This window comes from Tessaracoccus caeni (assembly GCF_029211185.1).
GTDB lineage: Bacteria > Actinomycetota > Actinomycetes > Propionibacteriales > Propionibacteriaceae > Arachnia > Arachnia caeni.
Genome location: NZ_JARGDO010000006.1, coordinates 73020 through 94629 on the forward strand (window position 1 = coordinate 73020; position 21610 = coordinate 94629).

Consider the following 21610-nt stretch of genomic DNA (forward strand, 5'->3'; position numbering starts at 1 on the left):
ACAGTCTCATCCGGCTGCCTTGAGCTAGCGCCGGCCACCTAACACTTGGCGGCAAGGTGCGACACCTGTGGAAGGTTTCTGCCTTGTCTTGCGTTGGCTCTTGTCGAGGCTCCGCTGCGCTCCGCGCCTCACAGAGCGTCGTTCGCGCTCCGCCCTAGTCCCAATTGTCGAGGCTCCGCTGCGCTCCGCACCTCACAGAGCGTGATCTCACTTCACGGTCTTCGAGGTGCGAGGCCGCCCGCGGCCGAGCCTCGAGGAGACCCAGCCCGAGAATCCACAAGAACCCGACCACAAGCCGCTAGGTCGTGTTGCGTTAATCGGTGATGGTCGCGTGTCGCTGACCGGATAGGAAGGACTCCCGGGGTAGATCGGTTGGTGTCGAATCAACTCCTACTTCCCCGGGAGTCCTTGTGTCCACGATAGACGCTGGCCGTCGCCATGACCTCACAGACCCGCAATGGAAGCTGCTCACCAGCCTGCTCCCACCTCCTCGACGAGGCCACCCCCGGATATGGGACCTGCGTGCCTTGATCAACGGCATCCGATACCGAACCAGAGTCGGCTGCCCCTGGCGTGATGTTCCCGATCGCTACGGCCCCTGGTGGCGGGTCTACCACCTGTTCTCCCACTGGCAAACCACCGGCACCTGGCAACACATCGTGGACACGCTCCGAGCCCACGCACAAGCCGCTGGCAAGGTGAAATGGCAAGTCTCAGTGGACTCCACCACCTGCAGAGGCCACATCCACGCCGCTGGCGCCCGCCACGACTCGATCCACCGTGTCACCGGGGAGCCTGCTGATCACGGGTTCGGGCGCTCTCGTGGCGGCTGGACCACGAAAACCCACCTGGCCTGCGATCAACACCGCGGGATCCTGGCCTTCCACATCACCGCCGGGCAACGGGCTGACAGCCCGGAGTTCACTACCGTGCTGGACCAGATCAAGATCAACAACATCCGTGGCGCGCCGCGACGCCGCCCGGACCGGGTCCTCGCGGACAAGGCCTACTCATCAAAAGCGAACCGTGCATGGCTGAGAACCCATCACATCAAGACCACGATCCCCAGCCCCGCCGACCAAATCCGTAACCGTAAACAACGAGGCCGCTGCGGTGGCCGACCACCAGCCTTCGACCCCACCATCTACAAGGACCGACACGCCGTCGAATGTGGCATCAACAAGCTCAAACACTACCGAGCCTTCGCTACCCGCTACGACAAACTCGCGGTCCGCTACACCGCCACCATCCACATCACCATCATCGATCAATGGCTCAAACGACTTACGTAACACGACCTAGACACCATCGCGTCTTCATAACGGGTTCGCACGCCAAACAACAGAACCAGCCAAGAGGTCGCGTTGGCTCTTTTCGAGGCTCCGCTGCGCTCCGCACCTCAAAGAGCGTAGTCGCCGGCGCGAGCTTCCTAGGCTCGAAACGACCCAACCCGCAGCCGAAGAACAAGTGCCTCCCACAGCCTGCGCTGACTCTTTTCGAGGCTCGGCCGCGAGGCGGCCTCGCACCTCAGAGAGCGGGTAGTGTTTCATCGATAACTCGATATGTCGATAAAACTGTTTATAGTTTAGTTTTCTGCGCGCCGGATGCGTACTGCTCGTGTGCCTTCAACACCTGCGCAGGCCTGGACCTCGAGCACCTCGGCCTCGAGGTTCTGCTTGCGCAAGTCCTTACGTGCCTTGAGGATCTCGGCCTCGGCCGACTGGCCCTTCAAGGCCAACAGCATGCCATGGGGGAGGAACAAGCCGCTGGTCCAGCCCAGGAGACGTCCCAGGGGAGCGACGGCTCGACACACGACGGCGTCGAAGGTCTGGTGCACGTCCTCGGCCCGATCACGACGCACAGCGACGCGGTCGCCAAGACCCAGCTCATCCACCGCCAACTCCAGGAAGTTCGCTCGACGCAGCAACGGCTCGATCAGCGTCATCTGCAGATCGGGACGCGCGATGGCCAAGGGCAGCCCAGGCAGCCCCGCCCCGCTGCCGACATCGGCGACGTCGGAGCCCTCGGGGAGCAGATCGGCCAGCGCCAGCGAGTTCGAGATATGGCGGCCCCAGATCTTGTCGCCCTCCCGCGGGCCCATCAGGCCCCATTCGATGCCGCGTCCGGCAAGGATCTCCGCGTAGGCGCGCAGCGTCGGCTCCGCCTCGGGATAAAGCGCGAAGAGCGCGGCCGAAGCCGCGCTCTCCTCGATGGTGCTCATCGCAGCTGAGCTCATGCCGGCTGCACCACGACGCGGCGGTTCGGCGGTTCGCCCTCCGACTCGCTGACCAGGCCGGCTGCCGCCACCACGTCGTGCACGATCTTGCGCTCGTAGGCGTTGAGCGGAACCAGCTTCACCGGATCGCCCGACTCCTGCACGTCGGCGATCGCATCCTTGGCCATCGCGACCAGTTCGGCGCGACGCTTCTCGCGGTATCCGGCGATGTCGACCATCACGCGCGAACGGTGACCGGTCTCCGTCATCACGACGAGACGCGCCAGTTCCTGCAGCGCGTCGAGCACCTCGCCGTTCTTGCCGACGAGCAGCTCGGAGTCGGTGTCGATCGCGATGAAGGCCCGTCCGTCGACCACCGAGTTCTCGATGTCGCCGTCGAGATCCGCGATGTCGAGGAGCTCCTCGAAGTAGTCGGCGACGAGGTCGCCCTCGGCCAGAAGGGCCGCGTCGTTTTCTTGTGCCATGTCAGCTTCGCCTTCCCTTGGTCCCGACGTCGGGATCACTTCTTCTTCCGCTGCGAGCGCGACTGCTGCTTGGGCTGCTGTCGCGAGACCACCTGCTTGCCGTCCTCCGTGCGACGCGTCGTCTGCCGGGTCACCTGCTGGCGCGACACCTTGGGTGCTTCCGTCGACGCACCAGACGTGTTCTCAGCATTCGTCGTGACGGCTGCAGCGGCCGTGGTGTTACGTCCCGCGGCGACGGTGCGGGTCTGGGTCTTGTTGGTCTTCACCTTGCGACGCTTCTCGCGACGCTCCTCCATGATCTTGACCGGATCCTTGCCCTTGCTGCGCATCCGCTCTTCCCAGTCGATGTAGGCAGGGGTGTTGGGCGCAGGGTTGTTGCGGATGAGCAGGCCCTGCTGCGCCATCGTCCACGTGTTCGAGGTGAGCCAGTACAGCAGCACGCCGATCGGCAGCACGGTGGCAGAGAACGCGAAGATCACCGGGAAGGCGTACAGCATGATCTTCTGCTGCTGGGCCATCGGACCGGTGAGCGCCTCCGGCGGCATGTTCTTGCGCATCAGCTGCAGCTGGGTGATGAAGAGCACCGCCACCATCACGACCACCATGATGATGCCGACCACCTGCGTCGAGCCGAACGGCGTCAGCGGGAACACCCGGTCGGAGAGTCCGGCACCGAGGAACGAGGCACCGTTCAGCGACGCCACCAGGTCGGGATTGTCCTTGAGCCACTTGCCTCGAATGCTGCCACTGGCCACACCTTCCAGCACCCGGAACAAGGCAAGGAAGATCGGCATCTGGATCAGCAGCGGGAAGCACGACGCCATCGGGTTGACGCCCTCCGACTGATACAGCTTCATGGTCTCTTGACCGAGCCGCTCGCGGTCGTGACCGTACTTCTTCTGTAGCGCTTGCGCCTGAGGCTGCAGCAGCTGCATGTTGCGCGACGAGTTGATCTGCTTGACGAACAGCGGGATCATCGCCGTGCGCACGACCACCGTCAGCGAGACGATCGCCAGAGTCCAGGCGGCGCCGGTGGGCAGAGCGAGAATCACTCCCCACAGGTGGTAGGCGGCAACGAGAATGCCGGAGATGGCCCAATAGATGGGCTGCATCATCGTCGAGAGGGCACCCATGATGGAGTCCCAGATACCCAGGGGTACGAATAGATCGATCACTTAGCTAACCTTCGTGGTCACTCGGGACGGCGTCCCGGAAGTCTGTTTCTTCGGCATAGGCCCTGGCGGCCGGGGTGCCGGGTACGTAGTCGAAGCCGCCCTTCGACCAGGGGTTGCAGCGCACGATCCGCCTGACCGTCAGCCACGATCCCTTGAGCACACCATGGGTCTCAAGAGCTTCGAGCCCGTAGGCGGAGCAACTGGGGTAGTACTTGCAGACCTCGCCGTAGCTGGGGGAGATGTACTTCCGCCAGCCCTTCACGAACCAGATCAACGGGTACTTCAGCACGCCGCGAGCCTCTTCATGGCCCGACGCCAGGCATCTCCGAGGTCATCGGCGAGACGCGACGGCTCCGTCGCCGAGGAGGGCAGCGCCCGCACCACAACGTCGCACGGCGCGGCCAGATCGTAGTCGCGCGTGAGATGCCGCAGGCGCCTCTTGACGCGATTTCGGGTCACCGCGTTGCCGACTTTCTTGGACACGACAAAACCCACCCGGGTTGCTCCGGGTGGATCGTCGTTGTCTCGGCGGCGGACATGCACCACGACCGACGGTGTGGCCGCGCGCGTGCCTCGTCTTACTGCGACCGCGAAGTCACTCGCGGCCTTCAGTCGATGGGCGCGCGGCAGCACGGTCGGTTCAGGCGGACAGCTTGGCGCGACCCTTGCGGCGGCGATCGGCCAGGATCGCGCGGCCGGCGCGGGTACGCATGCGGGTGCGGAAACCGTGGGTGCGGCTGCGCCGGCGGTTGCTGGGCTGGAAAGTGCGCTTGCTCATGGGACGGACTCCCTCATTCTTCGTCTGACTCGGCTACCTGCCCGAGGGCAGGGGGAAGGTGCCTCGCGAAGGAGGCGACTTCCCAACGATACGTGCTCGTCGGCTGTTTGACCAAACCCAGGAGGACGTTCCCGAAGGTCAATCTAGCGGACAAGCAAATTGCATCCATGTAGTCCAGCCGACACGCCGTTCACCTTGTCGAATCAGCTTGCATCATCTTCTTTCGACTACTAGGTTCATTGCTCACTCCGGCTTTCCGCCGGAGCTCTCGACACGTAGCGTCAGGTCGCGGCGGCGCAGCCACCGACCGTCTGGCAGAGTTATACCCGGGTGTGGAAAACTATGTGGAGATCTCTGCGGGGGTTGGAATCTCCAGGAAAGGGGGGCAGGTGGTGCCTGATTTCGGTATGCCCGATCTCGAGTCCCTATGGGCCGAGACGCTCGCTCACACCGACAAGCCCTCGCGCGCCTGGTTGAACCGCTGCAAGCCTCTCGCGATGCACGCGTCGACGCTGATGCTGGCCGTCGCCGACGAGACCACCCGAGAACGCATCGAGACCCGACTGCGCGGACCCATCGAAGCCATCCTCACCAAGCACCTCGGCAAGCCGACGCACGTGGCCGTCACCATCGATCCCACCATCGTGCTGCCCAGCGTCGTGGAACCCACCACCCCGCCGCCGGTCGTGGAATCTGATGAATCACACCTAGTCAGGTCTACTTTGAACCACACGGAGGTGAAGCTCAATCCGCGCTACACCTTCGAGTCCTTCGTCGCAGGATCGTCGAACCGGTTCGCTCACGCCGCCGCTGCTGCCGTCGCCGAGACGCCCGGCAAGTCGTACAACCCGCTGATGATCTACGGTCCCTCCGGGCTGGGCAAGACGCACCTGCTGCACGCCATCGGCCACTACGTCACCTCTTACTACCAGCAGCTGCGCGTGAAGTACGTTTCCACAGAGGAACTCACCAACGACTTCATCAACGCGATCTCCTCGAACCGCACCGCAGAGTTCCGCAGTTCCTACCGCGACATCGACGTCCTGCTTGTGGACGACATCCAGTTCCTGGAGTCGAAGATCCAGACGCAGGAGGAGTTTTTCCACACCTTCAACACCCTGCACAACGCGCAGAAGCAGATCGTGATGACCTCCGATCGCCCGCCGAAGCTGCTGGAAGCGCTCGAGCCTCGCCTGCGCTCGCGCTTCGAGTGGGGCCTGATGACCGACATCCAGCCGCCCGACCTCGAGACCAGGATCGCGATCCTGCAGAAAAAGGTCTCCCAGCAGCGACTCTCCGCCAGCCCCCAGGTGCTGGAGCTGATCGCCTCGCGGATCACGACGAACATCCGCGAGCTCGAAGGCGCGCTGACCCGAGTCGCCGCACTGGCCAGCCTGAACCAGCAGGACATCACGCTGTCCTTGACCGAGGACGTGCTGCGCGACCTCAATCCCGAGGGAGAGGTGCAGGTCGACGCCGGCGCCATCATGGAGGCCACCGCTCAGTACTTCGCCATCTCACTGGCGGATCTCACCGGTACCAGCCGCGTCGCGATGATCGCCTCGGCCCGTCAGATCGCCATGTACCTCTGCCGCGAGCTCACGGATCTCTCACTGCCGAAGATCGGAGCCAAGTTCGGTGGTCGCGACCACACGACGGTGCTGCATTCCGTGCGCAAGATCAACGAGAAGATGGGCGAGGATCGCGACCTGTACAACCAGGTCACCGAACTCACCAACCGCATCAAGCAGGCCTGACCCCACCCCCACTCCACGCTCCCGGACGTGTCCCCACCTACGCTCTTCGAGGTGCGAGGCCGCCCGCGGCCGAGCCTCGAGGAGAGCGTGACCGTGCGTAGGGAGCGGTGGTCGGGTTCTGGTGGTTCCGTCCGTCGTGTTCCGGATGGGGTCGCGGTTGCTGAGGTGCGAGCGAAGCGAGCCTCGAAGTGCCCGCCGCCGGCCGTGTCCCGGCGCTTCGCGCGGGCTCACGGCTTTTACGCCCACCACACCCACTCGCAGACCCCATCCTCCACACGACTCAGTTCTTCGGCTGCCGGTCGCTCTCCTCGAGGCTACGGCTTCGGGGCTCGTCCGGGTGCAGAGGAGCGAGGTACGAGCGTCTCGAAGTGCGCCCCAGCGCCTCCGCACCTCGAAGAGCGTGGGGGGGGACAAACGCTCTTCGAGGTGCGAGCGCCAGCGAGCCTCGAAAAGACCCATCGCGAGAATCCGCAGGAACCCGACCACAGTGGCAGGCTCAGCATCCAGCCGTCCGTCGCTCTCCTCGAGGCTCGGCCGCGGACGGCCTCGCACCTCGAAGAGCGTGAGTGTTCCTCGCCCCTTGGGGAGCGGGCGGCCGTGGGGAAACGCGCCGTGGACGGGGTGTGGAAAACTTTTGGCGGTGGATCCGTCCACAAATCCTCCCCGTGTGATTTGCCAGTCACCCACAGACTGTCCACAGGCTCAAATCTCGGTGACTAGGGACGACGCCAGTTACCCACAGATTTCACAACAGTTATGACGACAACTGTTGTAACTACACGTCTCATCCCTTCAAAGCCTGGGGCGTGGATTGTGTGGATTCGCGGAGCCGTCGGCCTGGCTCAGGATCTGTAATTACAACACCCAGCAGGGTCCACCCAGTGGCTCGCATGAGGCTTCACCTCGTCGGGGAGGCCCGAATACCCGGCTGGTAGCGTTCGCAACGTGACCATTGCAGCTCGGGCGATCGGCCTTACGAAGAAGTACGGCAGCGGGACCGCGCAGGTAACCGCGCTGGATGAGGTCGACTTCGAGGTGGTCGCCGGCGAGTTCACAGCCATCATGGGGCCCTCAGGTTCCGGCAAGTCCACGTTGATGCACATGCTGGCGGCGCTGGACACCCCCACGTCGGGAAAGGTGCTGCTGGGTGACACGGACGTCACTCGCCTCGCGGACACTCCCCTCACCGAGCTGCGACGGGAGCGCGTCGGTTTCATCTTCCAGGCGTTCAATCTGGTTCCGACGCTGACCGCCCGGGAGAACATCGTGCTTCCGCTGTCGATCGCGGGAAAGAAGGTCGACGAGGTGTGGTTCGACCAAGTGGTCGACGTGCTCGCGTTGCGAGATCGCCTCACTCACAAGCCGGCTGAGCTCTCGGGCGGCCAGCAGCAGCGCGTCGCCTGCGCCCGGGCCCTGATGAACCGTCCCGACATCGTCTTCGGGGACGAGCCCACCGGAAACCTGGACTCCAGCTCCGCTGCCGAGGTGTTGAGCTTTCTCCGACGCAGCGTCGACGAGTTCGGGCAGACCGTAGTGATCGTCACGCACGACGCGAACGCCGCGAGCTACGCCGACCGCGCCGTCTTCCTGTCCGACGGCAAAGTCATCGCGGAACAGCGGGGCGCCACCCAGGACGAGCTGTTGCGGTCGATGGCCGCGCTCTACCCTCGCCCGGGTGACGTGCCAGCGGCCGGCACGCAGTCCCTCGATCCCGACGAAGCCACCCAGGAGTACGGCGTACTCGTCGCCGACGATCAACCGACCGCGGTACCCCGCCGAGCGAGGCTGGAGCCCTGACCGTGCTGCGCACCGCGTGGAGTTCGCTGTGGGCTCGCAAGTTCCGGTTGCTGATGAGCGCGCTGTCCATCGTGCTGGGCGTGGCGTTCGTCGCAGGCTCCCTGATGTTCACTCGATTGTTGTCGAGCGGGTTCGATGAGATCGTCAAGGGCGCGCTCGCCGACGTGAACGTCACCGTCGAAGGCCAGAACATCGTCTCGACGCGGCCGCCCGACAGGGCCTATCTGCTGGAGCCGTCCGTGATCGACGATGTTGCCGCCCGCGACGACGTGGCGACCGCCGTCGGGCTGGTCACCAGCAATCAGGTGTTCGTGCTCGACGCCGACGAGCAGCTGGTGGCCTTTCCAGAGATGCCGGGCATGGCGTCCAACTGGCACGACGTGCCCGCCGCGGGTGGGCTGGAGGGAACCCGGATCGTCGACGGTCAGGCGCTCTCCTCAGACGACGAGGTGCTGATCGACCCCAGCACGGCACGCCGGGCCGGCTACACCGTCGGCGATGAGGTGGCGATCTCGACGCCGTTCGACGGCGTCCAGCGCTACCGTCTCGCGGGCACCGCCGCCTATGGAGCAGGGGGCACCGCCGGTGCCGGCTACGTGTTCTTCACCACGAGGGAGGCGCAACGCCTGCTCACCGATGGCGCCGACGCGTTCCACGGGATCTGGGTTCAGGCGGCGCCGGGCGTTGAGCCCGATGCGCTCGCCGAGGCGATCTCGGCGTCGCTGCCCGAGCCCTTCGTCGCGAGAACCGGCGACGTGGTGGCGGAGGAGCTCGGGGATCTGCTCGACGTGGGGCTGGGCTTCGTCAACGCCTTCCTGCTGGTGTTCGCAGGCATCGCCGTGGTGGTGGCGATGCTGCTCATCCTCAACACGTTCTCGATCCTGGTCGCGCAGCGTGCCCGGGAGCTGGCGCTCTTGCGTGCGCTTGGCGCAAAACGCAGCCAGGTGCGCAGCGTGGTGTTGTTCGAGGCCGCGCTCGTCGGTGCGACGGGAGGCGTCGTCGGGCTTGCAGCCGGATACGGCCTGGTCTGGGCGATCCTCGCGCTGATGCGTCCGATCGGCATCGATCCAGGGCCGGTCGCTCCGCAGATCACCTGGCAGATCGTCGCGATCAGTCTTGGTCTCGGCGTCGTGATGACCGTGCTCGCCGCACTCCACCCGGCGCGTAAGGCCTCGGCCACCCGCCCGATCGAGGCGATGACCGCCGTCGCGGCCGGGAGTACGCAGAGGTTGGATGCGGCGGGAACCACCGGCCTCGTGCTGATCGAGCTGGGTGCCGCCCTATTGGTCTGCGGTGTCTTCCTCGACGTCGACGCGCCGTTGTGGTGGGTCGGCGCCGGGGGCGCGGCGCTGCTGGTCGGGCTGGTGCTGGCGGCGACGCTCGTCGGCGCACCCGTCCTGGGCCTGTTCGGCTGGCTGCTTCCCCGGCTGTTCGGCGAGCCCGGTCGGCTGGCCGGCGTGAACGCGAGGCGGCAGCCCCGTCGCACGGCGGCGACCGCAGCCACCCTGATGCTGGGCCTTTCCCTGGTCAGCGTGGTCGCGGTGCTGGCAGCCAGCACCACCACGTCGATCCGTGAGCAGCTCACCGCGGACCATCGCGGCGACTTCCTGATCTCCCCCGTCGGCTACCAACCGTTCGACTCCTCCGTGCTGGACAAGGCCAAGGCCGCCGACGGCGTGGCGGCCGTGCACGGATTCTTCGTCGGCACCGCGACCCTCGACGGGGATCCGGTCACGCTGGGCGGCCTCACTCCGGGGGCGCTGACCGAAGGAACTGTCGTCGAGGGCCTCTCCGGAACGCTCGGACCCGAGCCCGATTCGGCGTTGATCAGCACCGGGGTCGCTCGGGAGCACGGCCTGTCCCTCGGCATGATGTTCGACCTCGCCTCGCCCCGTGGCGAGCAGCGGGTGCTGGTGACCGGCATCTATGCCGACGAGGACGCCTCACTCGGCGACGTGGTGCTCAACCGCGAGACATTCGGGCAGCTTGCGGACGACGCCCTGGTGCAGCGACTCGTCGTCGACATCGCACCCGACGCCAGTCCGCAGCACGTGCGCGCACAACTCCGCGACGCCGTCGAAGGCCTTCCCACCGTGCTGGTCTCCGACGTGGAGGAGTACATCGCGGAGACCCTCGGTCAGTTCACCCAGGTCTTCGGGCTGCTGTACGCGCTGCTGGCGCTGGCGATCGTGATCTCGGTGCTCGGCATCGTCAACACGCTCGGGCTGTCGGTGATCGAGCGCACCCGCGAGATCGGGCTGTTGCGCGCCGTCGGCCTGACCCGGCCGCAGGTGCGCCGGATGGTCACGCTGGAGAGCGTCACGGTGGCGGTGCTGGGGTCGTTGTTGGGAGTGCTGCTCGGGGTGGTGTTCGGCGTCGCGGTGATCTCGCTGCTGCGCGACAGCGGCATTGACCGCCTGGTGATCCCCTGGATGCAGCTGGTCATCTTCATTGTGGTGGCGGCGTTCTTCGGCTGGCTCGCCGCGCTGTTGCCGGCCAGGCGCGCCGGCCGCCTCCCGGTGCTCGACGCGATCGCCGTCTCCTGATGACGGGGGTGGGTGCGGGCCCTGGCAGCCTCGCTATGATGAACGCACTCACCGGACGTTCAAAGGGGACCTCATGAAGATTCGCGTGGAGCGGGATGCTCTGGCCGATGCTGTCGCTTGGGTTGCTCGGAGCCTGCCGAATCGGCCGGCCGCCCCGATCCTGTCCGGCCTGCAGCTGATCGCCGAAGGCGACGAGGTGACCCTCTCCGCGTTCGACTCCACCACCTCGGCCAAGGCCACGCTGCCGGCAGAGGTCACCGACGAAGGCACCGTGCTCGTATCGGGCCGCCTGCTCTCCGACATCGCGCGGTCCCTTCCGAACAAGCCGGTGGACATGCTGGCCGACCACTCGAAGGTCGACCTCACCTGCGGTTCCGCGCGGTTCACCCTCCAGACGCTGCCCGTCGAGGAGTACCCGTCGCTGCCCGAGATTCCCGCCCAGACCGGCAACGTCGCCTCCGATGTCTTCGAGCGTGCGGTCGCGCAGGTGTTCGTCGCCGCCGGCCGCGACGAGCTGCTGAGCGTCTTCACCGGCGTGCGCGTCGAGATCGACGGCGACCGGTTGTCGCTGCTGGCCACCGACCGCTACCGGATGGCGCTCAAGGAGCTCACCTGGAACCCGTCGTCGCCCGACCTCGAGGGCGCGGTGCTGGTGCCCGGCAAGGTGCTGGCCGACACCGCCAAGTCGATGACCTTCGGCGACACCGTGACCGTCTCGCTGTCCACCACGGAGTCCGAGGGTGAAGGCCTGGTGGGCTTCGTCGGCGAGGGCGCGAAGGGTCGCCGCGAGGCCACCACCCGCCTGCTCAGCCAGTCGTTCCCGCGGGTGCGGCACCTGATGGACGTGGCCGCCACCGTGAGCGTGCGCGTCAACACCGCGGATCTGCTGGCGGCCACCCGCCGCGTCGCGCTGGTGGCCGAGCGCAACACCCCCATCCGGATGAACATCCTCGACGATCACATCACCCTGGAGGCAGGCACCGGCGACCAGGCCCAGGCCACCGAGGCGCTGTCGGCGGAGATCGGCGTGGTGGGCGACGAACCGTCGATCACCGCGGCCGGCTTCAACCCGCAGTACCTGTTGGACGCGTTGAGCGTGCTCGACGCTCCGTTCGCGCACTTCTCGTTCACCATGCCCGGCAAGCCCTGCCTGATCACGGGGCTGGCGAGCATCGACGGCGAGCAGCTGTTCGACTACCGCCACGTCATCATGCTGATGCGCCTGCCCATCTGAACCCACCTGACAGGTCTGAGTGTTCGTCACCGAGCTGCGGCTGACCGACTTCCGTAATTACGCCGAAGCCCGGCTCAGCCTGGGCTCCGGCGTGACGGTGTTCGTCGGCCCGAACGGCCAGGGCAAGACCAACCTGGTGGAGGCGGTGGAGTTTCTCTCCACCATGTCGTCGCATCGTGTGTCCGGCACCGTGCCGCTGGTGCGCGCCGGCTGCGACTCGGCCATCCTCGGAGCGACGGTGCAGGCCGGCCACGACGATGACCGCCGGATCGCCGTCGAACTCGAGCTCGCGCCGGGTCGGAGCAGTCAAGCCCGCCTCAATCGCGCGCCGGTGCCGCGGCCGCGGGACATTATCGGAGCGCTGCGCACCGTCGTGTTCTCGCCCGTCGACCTCGCGATCGTGCGCGGCGAGCCCTCCGATCGACGTGCCTGGCTGGACTCGCTGGTGGTGACCCGCTGGCCGCGGATGGCCGGGGTGCGATCCGATCTCGACAAGGTGCTCAAGCAGCGAAACGCGCTGCTCAAGGGCATGGCCGGGCGGTCCTTCGTGCCGACCGGTGGCGACGAGGAGAACACGCTGGCGATCTGGAACGAGCGGTTCGCCGTGATCGGCGCCGAGCTGCTGCACGCGCGGCTGGACACGCTGGCAGATGTGGTCCCGCACGCCCAGGACGCCTACGCGACCATCGCGCCCGTGAACAACGCGGTGCGCGCCGGATACAAGTCGACGCTGGATCTGAGCGGCGTGCAGGACGCCGGGAACGTGCGCGAGGAACTGGAGCGTCGGCTGCTCGCGGCTATGGAGGCAGCGCGCTCAGATGAGGTGCGCCGGGGCGTCACCTTGGTGGGGCCGCAGCGCGACGACGTCGAACTGTTCATCGGCGACCTGCCGGCCAAGGGGTACGCGTCGCATGGGGAGTCGTGGTCGCTGGCCCTGTCGTTACGACTAGGCGGTTTCGCGCTGGTCTGCGCGGAGGGAACCGAGCCCGTGCTGGTGCTCGACGACGTCTTCGCGGAACTGGACGCCACCCGTCGCGATCGGCTGGCGGGCCTCGTCGCGGACGCCGAGCAGGTGCTGATCACGTCGGCCGTCGGTTCCGACGTGCCCGACTTCCCGGCCGAGCGTCGGTTCCGGGTACACGCCGGCACCGTCGCCCCCCTGGACGACGGAGGTCCGTCGTGATGCTCGACGCGACCCCGGTTCCACGGATTCCTCCCGTTGTTGTCATAACGCTGCCTATATGGTGCGGCGTGTACCTCTTGCACACGGCGCGCCGGATAGCCAGCGTTATGCGCGCCATGTCACCGCGCGAGGAGGTGGGGGATGACGGAGACGCCTGAGCACGACCCGACGGGGCTGGACCTGGCGTCCGAGATCGCACGCGCCACCGCGGAGTCGTCGCCGTTCCTGCCGCCGCCGACGAACGCGCCGCCCAAGCTGCCGAAGCGCAGGCCCCGGATCTTCGACGAGCAGCGCTCGGGCGCTCATCCCGACGACCGAGACCCGCAACCCATCGGCAAGCTGTTCGAGTCAGTGGCCAAGAGGCGAGGCTGGCAGCGTCGCATCTCGCTGTCCACCGTGCTGCAGGACTGGGCGGGCCTCGTCGGCGAGGCGAATGCCGAACACTCGAAGCCCACCGACTTCGCCGACGGTGTGCTCACCATCCAGTGCGACTCCACCGCTTGGGCCACCGCCATGCGCTACAACGCGTCGCCGCTGGTGAAGCGCCTCAATGACAAGCTGGGCGAGCAGACGGTCCGTCGTGTGAGGATCCTGGCGCCCGCGCAGAAGAGCTGGAAGAAGGGTCCGCGCTCGGTGCGGGACGGCCGCGGGCCGCGCGACACCTACGGATAGCACCTCTCGCCCTGAGCGAAGACGGGCCCTACATACTCGTCAAGATATGGGTGGCGTAGGTCGCCCGATCTGGCGCGCCGCAGCGCGAACATGATCATTCAGCGACCTCCTGGACTGCTCCGATCTTTTGGACCCGCTACCTTTCCGCGCGGATCTGTGTTGAAATGGTCGGGTGCGCCGAGGCCCTGCGGGCGTAGCCCCCCTGATACGTAAACTTCTCGCCGTGGCGACGGTTGCAGCCGTCAGCACGGCGGTTGGGGTGCTCACTTGGCCCGACGACGACTCCGATCTCGTGGCCGTGCCCGCGCCTCCGTCGGAGAGCCCGTCGCCGAAGCCCGAGCCCAGCATGGATGCCGGCATCATCGCCGCCCTCACGCACGACAACTTCGAGTACAGCTCGCTCCTGCCGGTCGGCCGGGGCGCCAATCAGGTGCGAGTGGGCCTGCCGACGGCGCCTGAGGTCAACGATGAGGACACCAACAAGCTGAACAAGCCGTCCACCATCGCCACCGCGTCGGTGGCCCCTGTGGATGCGACCAAGGGAACCTTGCTGTCGATGCCGCTCAACGGCAGGCAGACGTCGCAGTTCGGCATGCGCTTCCACCCGGTGCTGAAGGTATGGAAGCTGCACACCGGCCTCGACTTCGCGGCCCCTTGCGGCACGGCCGTCGGCGCCGTCGCTCCTGGCGAGGTGATCAGGACGGGATGGGCCGGCGGCAACGGCATCCAGGTGAAGGTCGATCACGGCAAGATCGCCGATCATCACGTGATCACCACCTACAACCACCTCTCCAGCGTCGGCGTGTCCGTCGGCCAGAAGGTGGACACGCATCAAGGCCTCGGCGAGGTGGGTTCCACCGGATACTCCACCGGCTGCCATCTGCACCTCGAGCTCATCGTCGACGGCGACTTCACCGACCCGCTGCCCTGGTTGAACGGTGATCCGGTGGTGGTGGACATCAACGCCATCACTCGTCGGACGCCGTCGCCGCGCCCGTCCGCGTCCCCCAGCTCGTCGGCGTCCCCCTCGCCCAGCCCGTCGCCGTCGCGCTCTGCATCCGCGTCACCGTCGCCTTCGCTGTCTCCCTCGGCTTCGGCCTCGAAGACGCCCAAGCCGTCGAAGACCCCCTCGCCGAAGCCCGGCACTCCGGAACCCTCGGGGACGCCGTCCCAGACGGTGTCTCCGTCGCCCAGCCCCGAGCCGTCGGAGTCCCCGAGCCCGTCGTCCGAGCCGAGCGAGAGCCCATCGGTCAGCGCGTCTGAGACGCCCTCCTCGGAGCCGACGGCCACCGAGACCGAGCCGGAGACGGAGTCCCCGAGCGAGTCCGAGCCCGAGAACGATGAGCCGGCGCCGACCCTGTCGTCCGACGAGACCCTGAGCGTCCCCGAACCGACCGGCTCGTCCGAGGAAACCGACTAGTACTCTCTTCGTATCCGCCTGTCCCTGATCTCTTAGGTTGGATGCATGTCGCAGCAGTTGATCCTGAGCCGTAGACGAGGCTGGATGGCCACCTGGGGCCGGATGGGTGCGGTGGCGGTGGCCATCGTCGCCCAGCTGGGCCTATATGTGTGGATCGTCCTGGCGTTGGCCGACTCCTCGCCGTGGGTGTACGCCTTCAGCCTGCTGTTGAGCGTCGTCGCGGTGTTGTGGATCGTCGCGACGCCGATGCCGCCGGAGTACAAGCTGGCCTGGGTGATCCCGATCTTGCTGGTGCCCGTGCTCGGCGGGGCGTTCTACCTGCTGTACGGCGCGCGTCGCTTCCGCGGAAAGGACCGCCAGCGCTTGGCCATCGCTCAGGCCGAGGCCACCAAGGCGCTCACGGCCGGACCGGCCCTACAGATCGCTGGTGGTCGGCTTCCGACCGACATGGCCAGGCAGACCCGCTACCTGACGACGGCCGGGTCGTTCCCGGTGTGCGACGCCACCAAAATGGAGTACTTCGCGCTCGGAGATCACGCCTTTCCGCGCATGCTCGCCGACATGGAGAAGGCCGAGCGTTACATCCTCTTCGAGTACTTCATCGTCGCCGCCGGCGAGATGTGGGACCAGATGTTCGACGTCATGCGGCGCAAAGCCGCCCAGGGCGTCGACGTGCGGGTGCTCTACGACGACCTCGGCTCCCACTTCGTGCTGCCTCGCGATTTCCACAAGAAGCTGCACGAGGCCGGCATCAAGGTGCAGGCCGTCAACCCGCTGGGCGTTCGGCTGCGGCTGCGCTACAACAACCGCAACCACCGCAAGATCCTGGTGATCGACGGCGTCGTCTCCTATACGGGCGGCATCAACATCGCCGACGAGTACATCAATGCCATCGTGAAGTTCGGGCACTGGAAGGACACGGTGGTCCGGTTGGAGGGCCCGGCGACGTGGAGCTTCGTCGCCATGTTCCTGAGCGTGTGGAGCTTCGTCGACGAGACGGCCGACTACACCGACTTTATGCCCGTCGGCGACACCCGGCAGGACGGCGATTGGGGCGTCGTGCAGCCCTTCGACGACTCGCCGTTCGACAACATCCCGGTGGGCGAGGAGGCCTACCTGGGCATGATCAACCGGGCGCGGCAGTACGTCGACATCTTCACGCCGTACCTGATCATCGACGCGCGGATGTTGGAGGGTCTGAAGCACGCCGCGATGTCGGGGATCCGGGTGCGCATCGTCACCCCGCACATCCCGGACAAGAAGCTCGTCTTCGAGGTGACCCGGGCCTACTACCATCCGCTCGTCGAGGCGGGCGTCGAGATCTACGAGTACACGCCGGGCTTCATGCACGCCAAGCAGATCGTCGTCGACGGCCGCTCCGGCATCATCGGCACGATCAACTTCGACTACCGCAGCTTCTTCCTGCACCAGGAGTGCGCGGTGTGGCTGTACGAGTCGCCGGTGCTGAAGGACATGCAGGACGACTTCGACGCCACCATCGCCGTGTCGCAGCGCGTCACGCTGGAGGACTGCCTGGCGGTCCCGTGGTGGCGACACCTGGCGCGCGCGATCCTCAGCACCTTCGCGCCCTTGATGTAGCGCGCATCGAGACCGGCGAGACCGATCCGGTTCCGCTGGCAACCCGTCGGCGGGGTCGTGGCGTGTACCGGTCAGGAGGTGACCATGAGCGAACAGCAGGCCGAGCGGGCGCGAGGCTTCGACGCCTTCCTGAGGGCGCGTGCCGGACGGCTCTGGCGGACGGCCTGGCTGCTCACCGGCGACTCGCAGCACGCCGAGGATCTGGTGCAGACCGCGCTCATCAAGACCTACGGGCGCTATGGCGCCATGAACGACGACGATCACTACGAGGCCTACGTCCGTAAGACCATTCACCGGACCTTCGTGTCGTGGTGGCGCAAGCGGAGCTGGCGGTCGGAGGCGCCGTCCCCCGACACGATGAAGGAGACCGAGGCGACGTCGGCGAGGATCGGGAGTCCCGACCTCAGCCTCGACGTGGCCCGCGCCCTCGCCGAGCTGCCGCGAATGCAGCGCAGCGTCATGGTGCTGAGGTTCTACGAGGACCGTTCGGTGGCTGAGGTGGCCGAGCTGCTCGGCATCTCCCAGGGCACCGTCAAGTCGTACTCCCACCGCGCCTGTGAGTCGCTGCGCGGATCGCTGCATCTCGTTCCCCAGGAGGTGGAATCATGACCGAGAAGGACATCTCGACGATCCTCGAGCACGCCGTCCCCGTGGAACCAGGCCTGACTGGTCTCGGCGATCGGGTTCGCGACGGCCACCGCCGGCGTCGGATGGTGCGCGCCGGGGTGGTGGTCGTCGGCGCGCTCGCGCTGGGCGTTCCCGTGGCGCTGAACCTGGTTCCGGGACTGGGCGGCCCCACCGTGTTCGCCACGCCGTCGGCCACCGACGTTCCCTCGGGCGTGCCGTCGGCCGATGTCGATCTCTCCACCGACCGTGTCGTCAGCGAGGTGTGTGAGCAGTACTCCGGCACCGTGAGCGGGTTCCCCGACGCGAGGATCCCGGACGGCGTGACGAGAATCTACCTCTGCGGGCGTCCGGACGACTTCCTCATCGATGGTCCCCTGATCTACGGAGCGCCGGAGCCGATCGTCGGCGACCTCTCCGGGCTGGTGGACCTGGTCAACGATCAGCCGGCTCGCGAGCCGATGGATCCCCTCCCCTCCGGATGCCCGTCGGGGGGCGAGACCGTGTCCAATCTTCCGTACACGGCGGTCTTCGAGTACCCGGACGGGACGCGGCTCGCGGCCAGTTCGACCAGCGGACCGTGCAGCGAGCTGATCACCGACCGCAAAACTCTCACCAGAGGCGACGGAGGGGCCTTCTTCCTCGCCGCGCTCGAGGCACTCCACGTGCAGCGTCAGGACGGCGACTACGGCTACGTCGGCGACGATGATCTGTGCATGGAGGCGTCGTCGATCGTGTCGCGCTCGATGTACGACGTGGTGCGCGGCGCCGCCTGCACGACCGAGTCCGACGACTCCTCCCCGGCCCACCGCCGGGTGGTGCTGCCGGACGCCTTGGTGGCGCGGATCCGCGACGAGGCCGTGGCCACCGCGGACCTTCCTCCGAACGACGGGCGTGGCTTCCCGCTGGCGACGCAGACCCTGGTGCTGCAGAGCGCGCACGGGGATCCGATGACGATGTATCGCTGGCCCGACGGCAGCTTCTCCTACTGGGAGGACGATTCCCTGCTGGTCTGGACGCCGTCCGCTCAGCTGGCAGCCGAGATCGCCGACGTGTTCGAGGGCCTGGGAGGCTGACGAACGGACCGGCCTCAGAGGTGCAGTCGTTTGGCCAGCTCGTGGCGCATCTCTGCGCCGCGCGTGGCCAGGAGGAGCGCCAAGGAGAGCACGCTGAGGACGGCGCAGATCGTCGACGGGAGGGCCACAGTCACCCAGTCGAGGAGCAGGAAGACGATGGGAACCAGGCCGAGCAGCACCGCCAGGCCGGTGTAGAGGACGTGCTCGCCCACCTCGATGCGCATCGCCCACACCGCGATCTGCAAGGCGACGATGGAGGAGGCGCAGACGATCGGCACCGCAAAGGTCACCGACCAGCCGTGCCACCCCGTCAGGTAGTCCCAGTACAGGCACACCAGGCCGACGAGCACCACCAGGTACACCGTCGACTTCGCGATGTTGCGGCGTTTGCGGATCGCCATCAACGCCACCAGCCACATGGAGCTGACGCCCAGCCAGACCGATCGGGCCACCCCGATCCCGCCGAGCCCACGAGCGAACAGCAGCTGCGCCACGAAGGATCCGACGATCACCACGATCGACGCGATGAACAGCAGCCTCAGCACACGGCGTCGCGAGAACCGGAGGGGCACCGTCGGGAGCGGACTGGGCGATGGCGTGCCCGAGACCTCGACGCCGCACAGCGGACATCGCTTCCAGTCGCCTTCGATGTCGACGAGGCAATCCGTGCAGCGCCTCATGGCGTGGCCCCCGCGAGTTCCTCCTCGGTCACCCGCGTGGCGGCGACCGACACCTCGACCCCCTGGGTGGTGAGGATCCGCGCGAACTCCTTGATGTGGGCGGTGTCCGTGAACGGCGACGTGAAACTGATGGTGAGCAGGCCGGCGTGGGAGATGGCGCAGAACTGCGGGCGCACGGCCGAGACGTGGAACAGCATCCGGCCCACGTGGGACTCGGCCGGCTCGGGCAGGCGCACGACGCCGAGGTTGGAGATCGCGACGGTCAGTCCCCGGTTGGTGCCCCAGTTCACCGTCGCGAGGATGGCGTCCTTGAACGGCCGCGGCAGGATGCGCAGCGCCGGCATCCTCTCGAGTCGGATGAAACGCCGCAGCTTCTTCTCCAGCGCGTCAGGGGTGACCTTTTCGCGGAGCTGGGTCTCCAGTTCGCGGCAGATGGAGCCGAAGTCGTCGGCGCCCGTGCCGTAGGTGTGTTCCACCCGAACGGTGGCGAAGAAGTTGCGCGCCGAGGTCGACGGGAAGAACTGGCGCAGGTTCACCGGCACGGATGCCGTGAATGTGCGCCGGTCGCCGAGATCGCCCGAGGAACGGCGCACGGACTCGAAGAACACCGCGAGCAAATACATCGTCAGCGAGACGCCCTCTGCCTTGGCCAGGGCGAGCACCTCCTTCGCCGGCAGCGTGAACTCGACCATCCGCGGCCGGTTGTCCGGCGTTCGTGTACCGGTCACCCGGAACACCTTGCGCGGGCTCTGGTGGTACTCGTGGAGAGGGACGTCGTCGTCCGCTGTCGAGGTGTTTCCTGGGTCGATCCGGAGCGCCGGGGCGACGGCCGCGCCGCTGAAGACGGAATGCTCGGCGCTGGTGTCGGCATGGCGACGGCTGAGTTCTCGTCGGCGCCGCCGGAAGTAGTGGCCGAAGCTGTCGTCGGTCAGGCCGTGGGTGGGCTTGGCATCGGCGTCCGTGCGGGCGGGCGTCTGAGGGGTGGTCGACGTCGAACCGTCGAGTCGCCGGGTGACGTATTCCTCGACCAGATCGGTGAGGAACCACAGCGCTCCCGTTCCGTCTGACAAGGCATGAAACACCTCGAGCACGATCCGCCGCCGGTGGTACACGACCCGAAACAGCAGCTCCACCCGATCCGGATGGTAGATCGGGGCGCTGGTGTACTGGTCCTCGGGGCCGACGACGGGGCGTAGGTCGCTGTCCTGCAGGTAGTGCCAGAACACGCCGCGGCGCAGCACCGCGTGATAGAGCGGGTAACGCGCGTAGGTGGTGTCGAGGGCGTCTTGAAGGACGATCGGGTCGACGTCGTGATCGAGCTCGGCGGTCAGCCGGAACACCTTGGGGTCGGCGTCGGTGCGCGCGGCCAGGAAGATGTTCGACGCGTTGTCGAGTCGCACCCAGGCGCGGCGGGTCACGTCGGCTCCTCGGTGGCAGGGGCTCCGTCGAGGAAGGCGTTGATCACCTCATAAGCCTCGCGAAGGGGGCGGGCGAACCGCGGGAGGGTGATGAAACCGTGCAGCGCGCCGTCCACGCGGTGGATGCGCACGTCGTTGCCGGCGTCGGTGAGGGCCTGTCCGTAGGCCTCGCCCTCGTCGCGCAGCAGGTCCAGTTCTGCGGTGATCACCAGGGTGCTCGGCTGGTTCGAAAGATCGGTGGCCACCAGGGGCGCGACGAGACGGTCGCGGCGCTGCCCGGGGTCGGGCACGTAGAGGTCCATGTAGTCCTGGACCTCGGTGTTGGTGAGTCGGTAGTCGTCGCCGAGGCTGCGCACTGAGGCGAACGGCGAGGTTTCCGGATCGTGGTCCCAATGCGTCACCGGATACAGCAGGATCTGGCGGCTCGGCACGCGGTGACCCCGCTCGTGAAGGTGAAGGGAGACCGCAGCTGCGAGGTTTCCACCGGCGGAGTCACCCACCAAGACGATCTTGTCCGCGTCGACGACGCCCGCTCGCCGGGGATTCTCAAGCAGGAGCCGGGTGGCGCGGTAGCAGTCCTCGAAGCCGGCCGGGAACGGGTGCTCCGGCGCCAGGCGGTAGTCGACGGAGATCACAGCGCGCCCGGTGAGCTCCGCCATGGCGATGCAGGCCGGCGTGTAGCTCTCGATGTCGCCGGTCACCCAGCCGCCGCCGTGGAAGAACACGAGCACGTCGTCACTGCGGCGCTCTTTGGGGCCGAAGACGCGCACCGGGATCTCGTGGTCGCCGTCGTCGGACATGATCTTCCAGTCCAGCGCCTGGTAGCGGGGCGTGGGAAGGCTGGCCAGCTGACGCTGCAGGCGCCGGACCTTCTCGTAGTCCTCCCGCATGTTCACCCGGGGTGCGGCGAACAGGCGCAGCACTGCCCGGAACAGCCGGTTCATCGGCCGG

At 66.9% G+C, this 21610-nt stretch carries 20 protein-coding genes; 11 read left to right on the forward strand and 9 right to left on the reverse strand.

The window, feature by feature from the left end:
• Window positions 1-410: 410 nt before the first annotated feature.
• A complete protein-coding gene (locus P0D62_RS07075) occupies window positions 411-1292 on the forward strand; it encodes an IS5 family transposase (RefSeq protein ID WP_275701927.1) in 882 nt (293 codons plus the stop codon).
• A 293-nt stretch (window positions 1293-1585) separates the two neighbouring features.
• Here P0D62_RS07075 and rsmG read toward each other — a convergent pair whose 3' ends face one another.
• Genes rsmG through rpmH form a run of 6 tightly spaced genes read right to left on the reverse strand, consistent with a single transcriptional unit; the run spans window position 1586 to window position 4653 of the window.
• The gene (rsmG, locus tag P0D62_RS07080) at window positions 1586-2236 is read right to left on the reverse strand and encodes a 16S rRNA (guanine(527)-N(7))-methyltransferase RsmG (RefSeq protein WP_275701928.1); all 651 of its coding nucleotides are present in this window, start codon (window positions 2234-2236) and stop codon (window positions 1586-1588) included.
• A complete protein-coding gene (locus tag P0D62_RS07085) occupies window positions 2233-2700 on the reverse strand; it encodes a Jag family protein (RefSeq protein WP_275701929.1) in 468 nt (155 codons plus the stop codon). Before P0D62_RS07085 ends, rsmG begins: the two co-directional genes overlap by 4 nt.
• A 35-nt stretch (window positions 2701-2735) precedes the next feature.
• Window positions 2736-3875 carry a membrane protein insertase YidC gene (gene yidC, locus P0D62_RS07090; protein ID WP_406708235.1) on the reverse strand — a complete coding sequence of 380 codons (1140 nt, stop codon included), beginning with the start codon at window positions 3873-3875 and terminating at the stop codon, window positions 2736-2738.
• A 4-nt stretch (window positions 3876-3879) separates the two neighbouring features.
• Window positions 3880-4164, reverse strand: a complete 285-nt coding sequence (gene yidD, locus P0D62_RS07095; RefSeq protein ID WP_275701930.1) for a membrane protein insertion efficiency factor YidD — start codon at window positions 4162-4164, stop codon at window positions 3880-3882.
• Window positions 4158-4508 carry a ribonuclease P protein component gene (gene rnpA / locus P0D62_RS07100; RefSeq protein WP_275701931.1) on the reverse strand — a complete coding sequence of 117 codons (351 nt, stop codon included), beginning with the start codon at window positions 4506-4508 and terminating at the stop codon, window positions 4158-4160. Before rnpA ends, yidD begins: the two co-directional genes overlap by 7 nt.
• Before the next feature lie 7 nt (window positions 4509-4515).
• Window positions 4516-4653 carry a 50S ribosomal protein L34 gene (gene rpmH / locus P0D62_RS07105; RefSeq protein WP_275701932.1) on the reverse strand — a complete coding sequence of 46 codons (138 nt, stop codon included), beginning with the start codon at window positions 4651-4653 and terminating at the stop codon, window positions 4516-4518.
• Window positions 4654-5060: 407 nt separating this feature from the next.
• Between rpmH and dnaA the strand changes: the two genes are divergently transcribed.
• The 10 genes from dnaA (at window position 5061) to P0D62_RS07155 (ending at window position 18561) form a co-directional block, all read left to right on the forward strand.
• A complete protein-coding gene (dnaA, locus tag P0D62_RS07110) occupies window positions 5061-6410 on the forward strand; it encodes a chromosomal replication initiator protein DnaA (RefSeq protein ID WP_319946992.1) in 1350 nt (449 codons plus the stop codon).
• A 945-nt stretch (window positions 6411-7355) separates the two neighbouring features.
• Complete coding sequence (locus tag P0D62_RS07115; protein WP_275701933.1) at window positions 7356-8207, forward strand: ABC transporter ATP-binding protein; 852 nt, start codon at window positions 7356-7358, stop codon at window positions 8205-8207.
• 2 nt (window positions 8208-8209) lie between these two features.
• On the forward strand, window positions 8210-10753 hold the full coding sequence (locus P0D62_RS07120) for an ABC transporter permease (protein ID WP_275701934.1): 2544 nt from the start codon (window positions 8210-8212) through the stop codon (window positions 10751-10753).
• Between the two features lie 73 nt (window positions 10754-10826).
• Entirely contained in the window at window positions 10827-11987 is a 1161-nt protein-coding gene (gene dnaN, locus P0D62_RS07125) for a DNA polymerase III subunit beta (protein ID WP_275701935.1), read from the forward strand.
• A gap of 19 nt (window positions 11988-12006) precedes the next feature.
• Window positions 12007-13170, forward strand: a complete 1164-nt coding sequence (recF, locus tag P0D62_RS07130; protein ID WP_275701936.1) for a DNA replication/repair protein RecF — start codon at window positions 12007-12009, stop codon at window positions 13168-13170.
• A gap of 141 nt (window positions 13171-13311) precedes the next feature.
• On the forward strand, window positions 13312-13842 hold the full coding sequence (locus tag P0D62_RS07135; protein WP_275701937.1) for a DUF721 domain-containing protein: 531 nt from the start codon (window positions 13312-13314) through the stop codon (window positions 13840-13842).
• A gap of 223 nt (window positions 13843-14065) precedes the next feature.
• A complete protein-coding gene (locus P0D62_RS07140) occupies window positions 14066-15262 on the forward strand; it encodes a M23 family metallopeptidase (protein ID WP_275701938.1) in 1197 nt (398 codons plus the stop codon).
• Between the two features lie 45 nt (window positions 15263-15307).
• On the forward strand, window positions 15308-16861 hold the full coding sequence (gene cls, locus P0D62_RS07145; protein ID WP_275701939.1) for a cardiolipin synthase: 1554 nt from the start codon (window positions 15308-15310) through the stop codon (window positions 16859-16861).
• Between the two features lie 84 nt (window positions 16862-16945).
• Entirely contained in the window at window positions 16946-17470 is a 525-nt protein-coding gene (locus P0D62_RS07150; protein ID WP_275701940.1) for a SigE family RNA polymerase sigma factor, read from the forward strand.
• Entirely contained in the window at window positions 17467-18561 is a 1095-nt protein-coding gene (locus P0D62_RS07155) for a hypothetical protein (protein ID WP_275701941.1), read from the forward strand. The genes P0D62_RS07150 and P0D62_RS07155 overlap by 4 nt, the downstream gene beginning before the upstream one ends.
• Window positions 18562-18575: 14 nt before the next feature.
• On the opposite strand, the gene P0D62_RS07160 is transcribed toward P0D62_RS07155, so the two are convergent.
• From P0D62_RS07160 to P0D62_RS07170, 3 genes are read right to left on the reverse strand one after another with little or no spacing between them, the layout of a single operon-like run.
• The gene (locus tag P0D62_RS07160) at window positions 18576-19241 is read right to left on the reverse strand and encodes a DUF6320 domain-containing protein (RefSeq protein WP_275701942.1); all 666 of its coding nucleotides are present in this window, start codon (window positions 19239-19241) and stop codon (window positions 18576-18578) included.
• Window positions 19238-20659, reverse strand: coding sequence for an alcohol acetyltransferase (locus P0D62_RS07165; RefSeq protein WP_275701943.1), 1422 nt, complete (start codon window positions 20657-20659; stop codon window positions 19238-19240). The genes P0D62_RS07160 and P0D62_RS07165 overlap by 4 nt, the downstream gene beginning before the upstream one ends.
• A complete protein-coding gene (locus P0D62_RS07170) occupies window positions 20656-21603 on the reverse strand; it encodes an alpha/beta hydrolase (protein WP_275701944.1) in 948 nt (315 codons plus the stop codon). Before P0D62_RS07170 ends, P0D62_RS07165 begins: the two co-directional genes overlap by 4 nt.
• Window positions 21604-21610 lie beyond the last annotated feature (7 nt).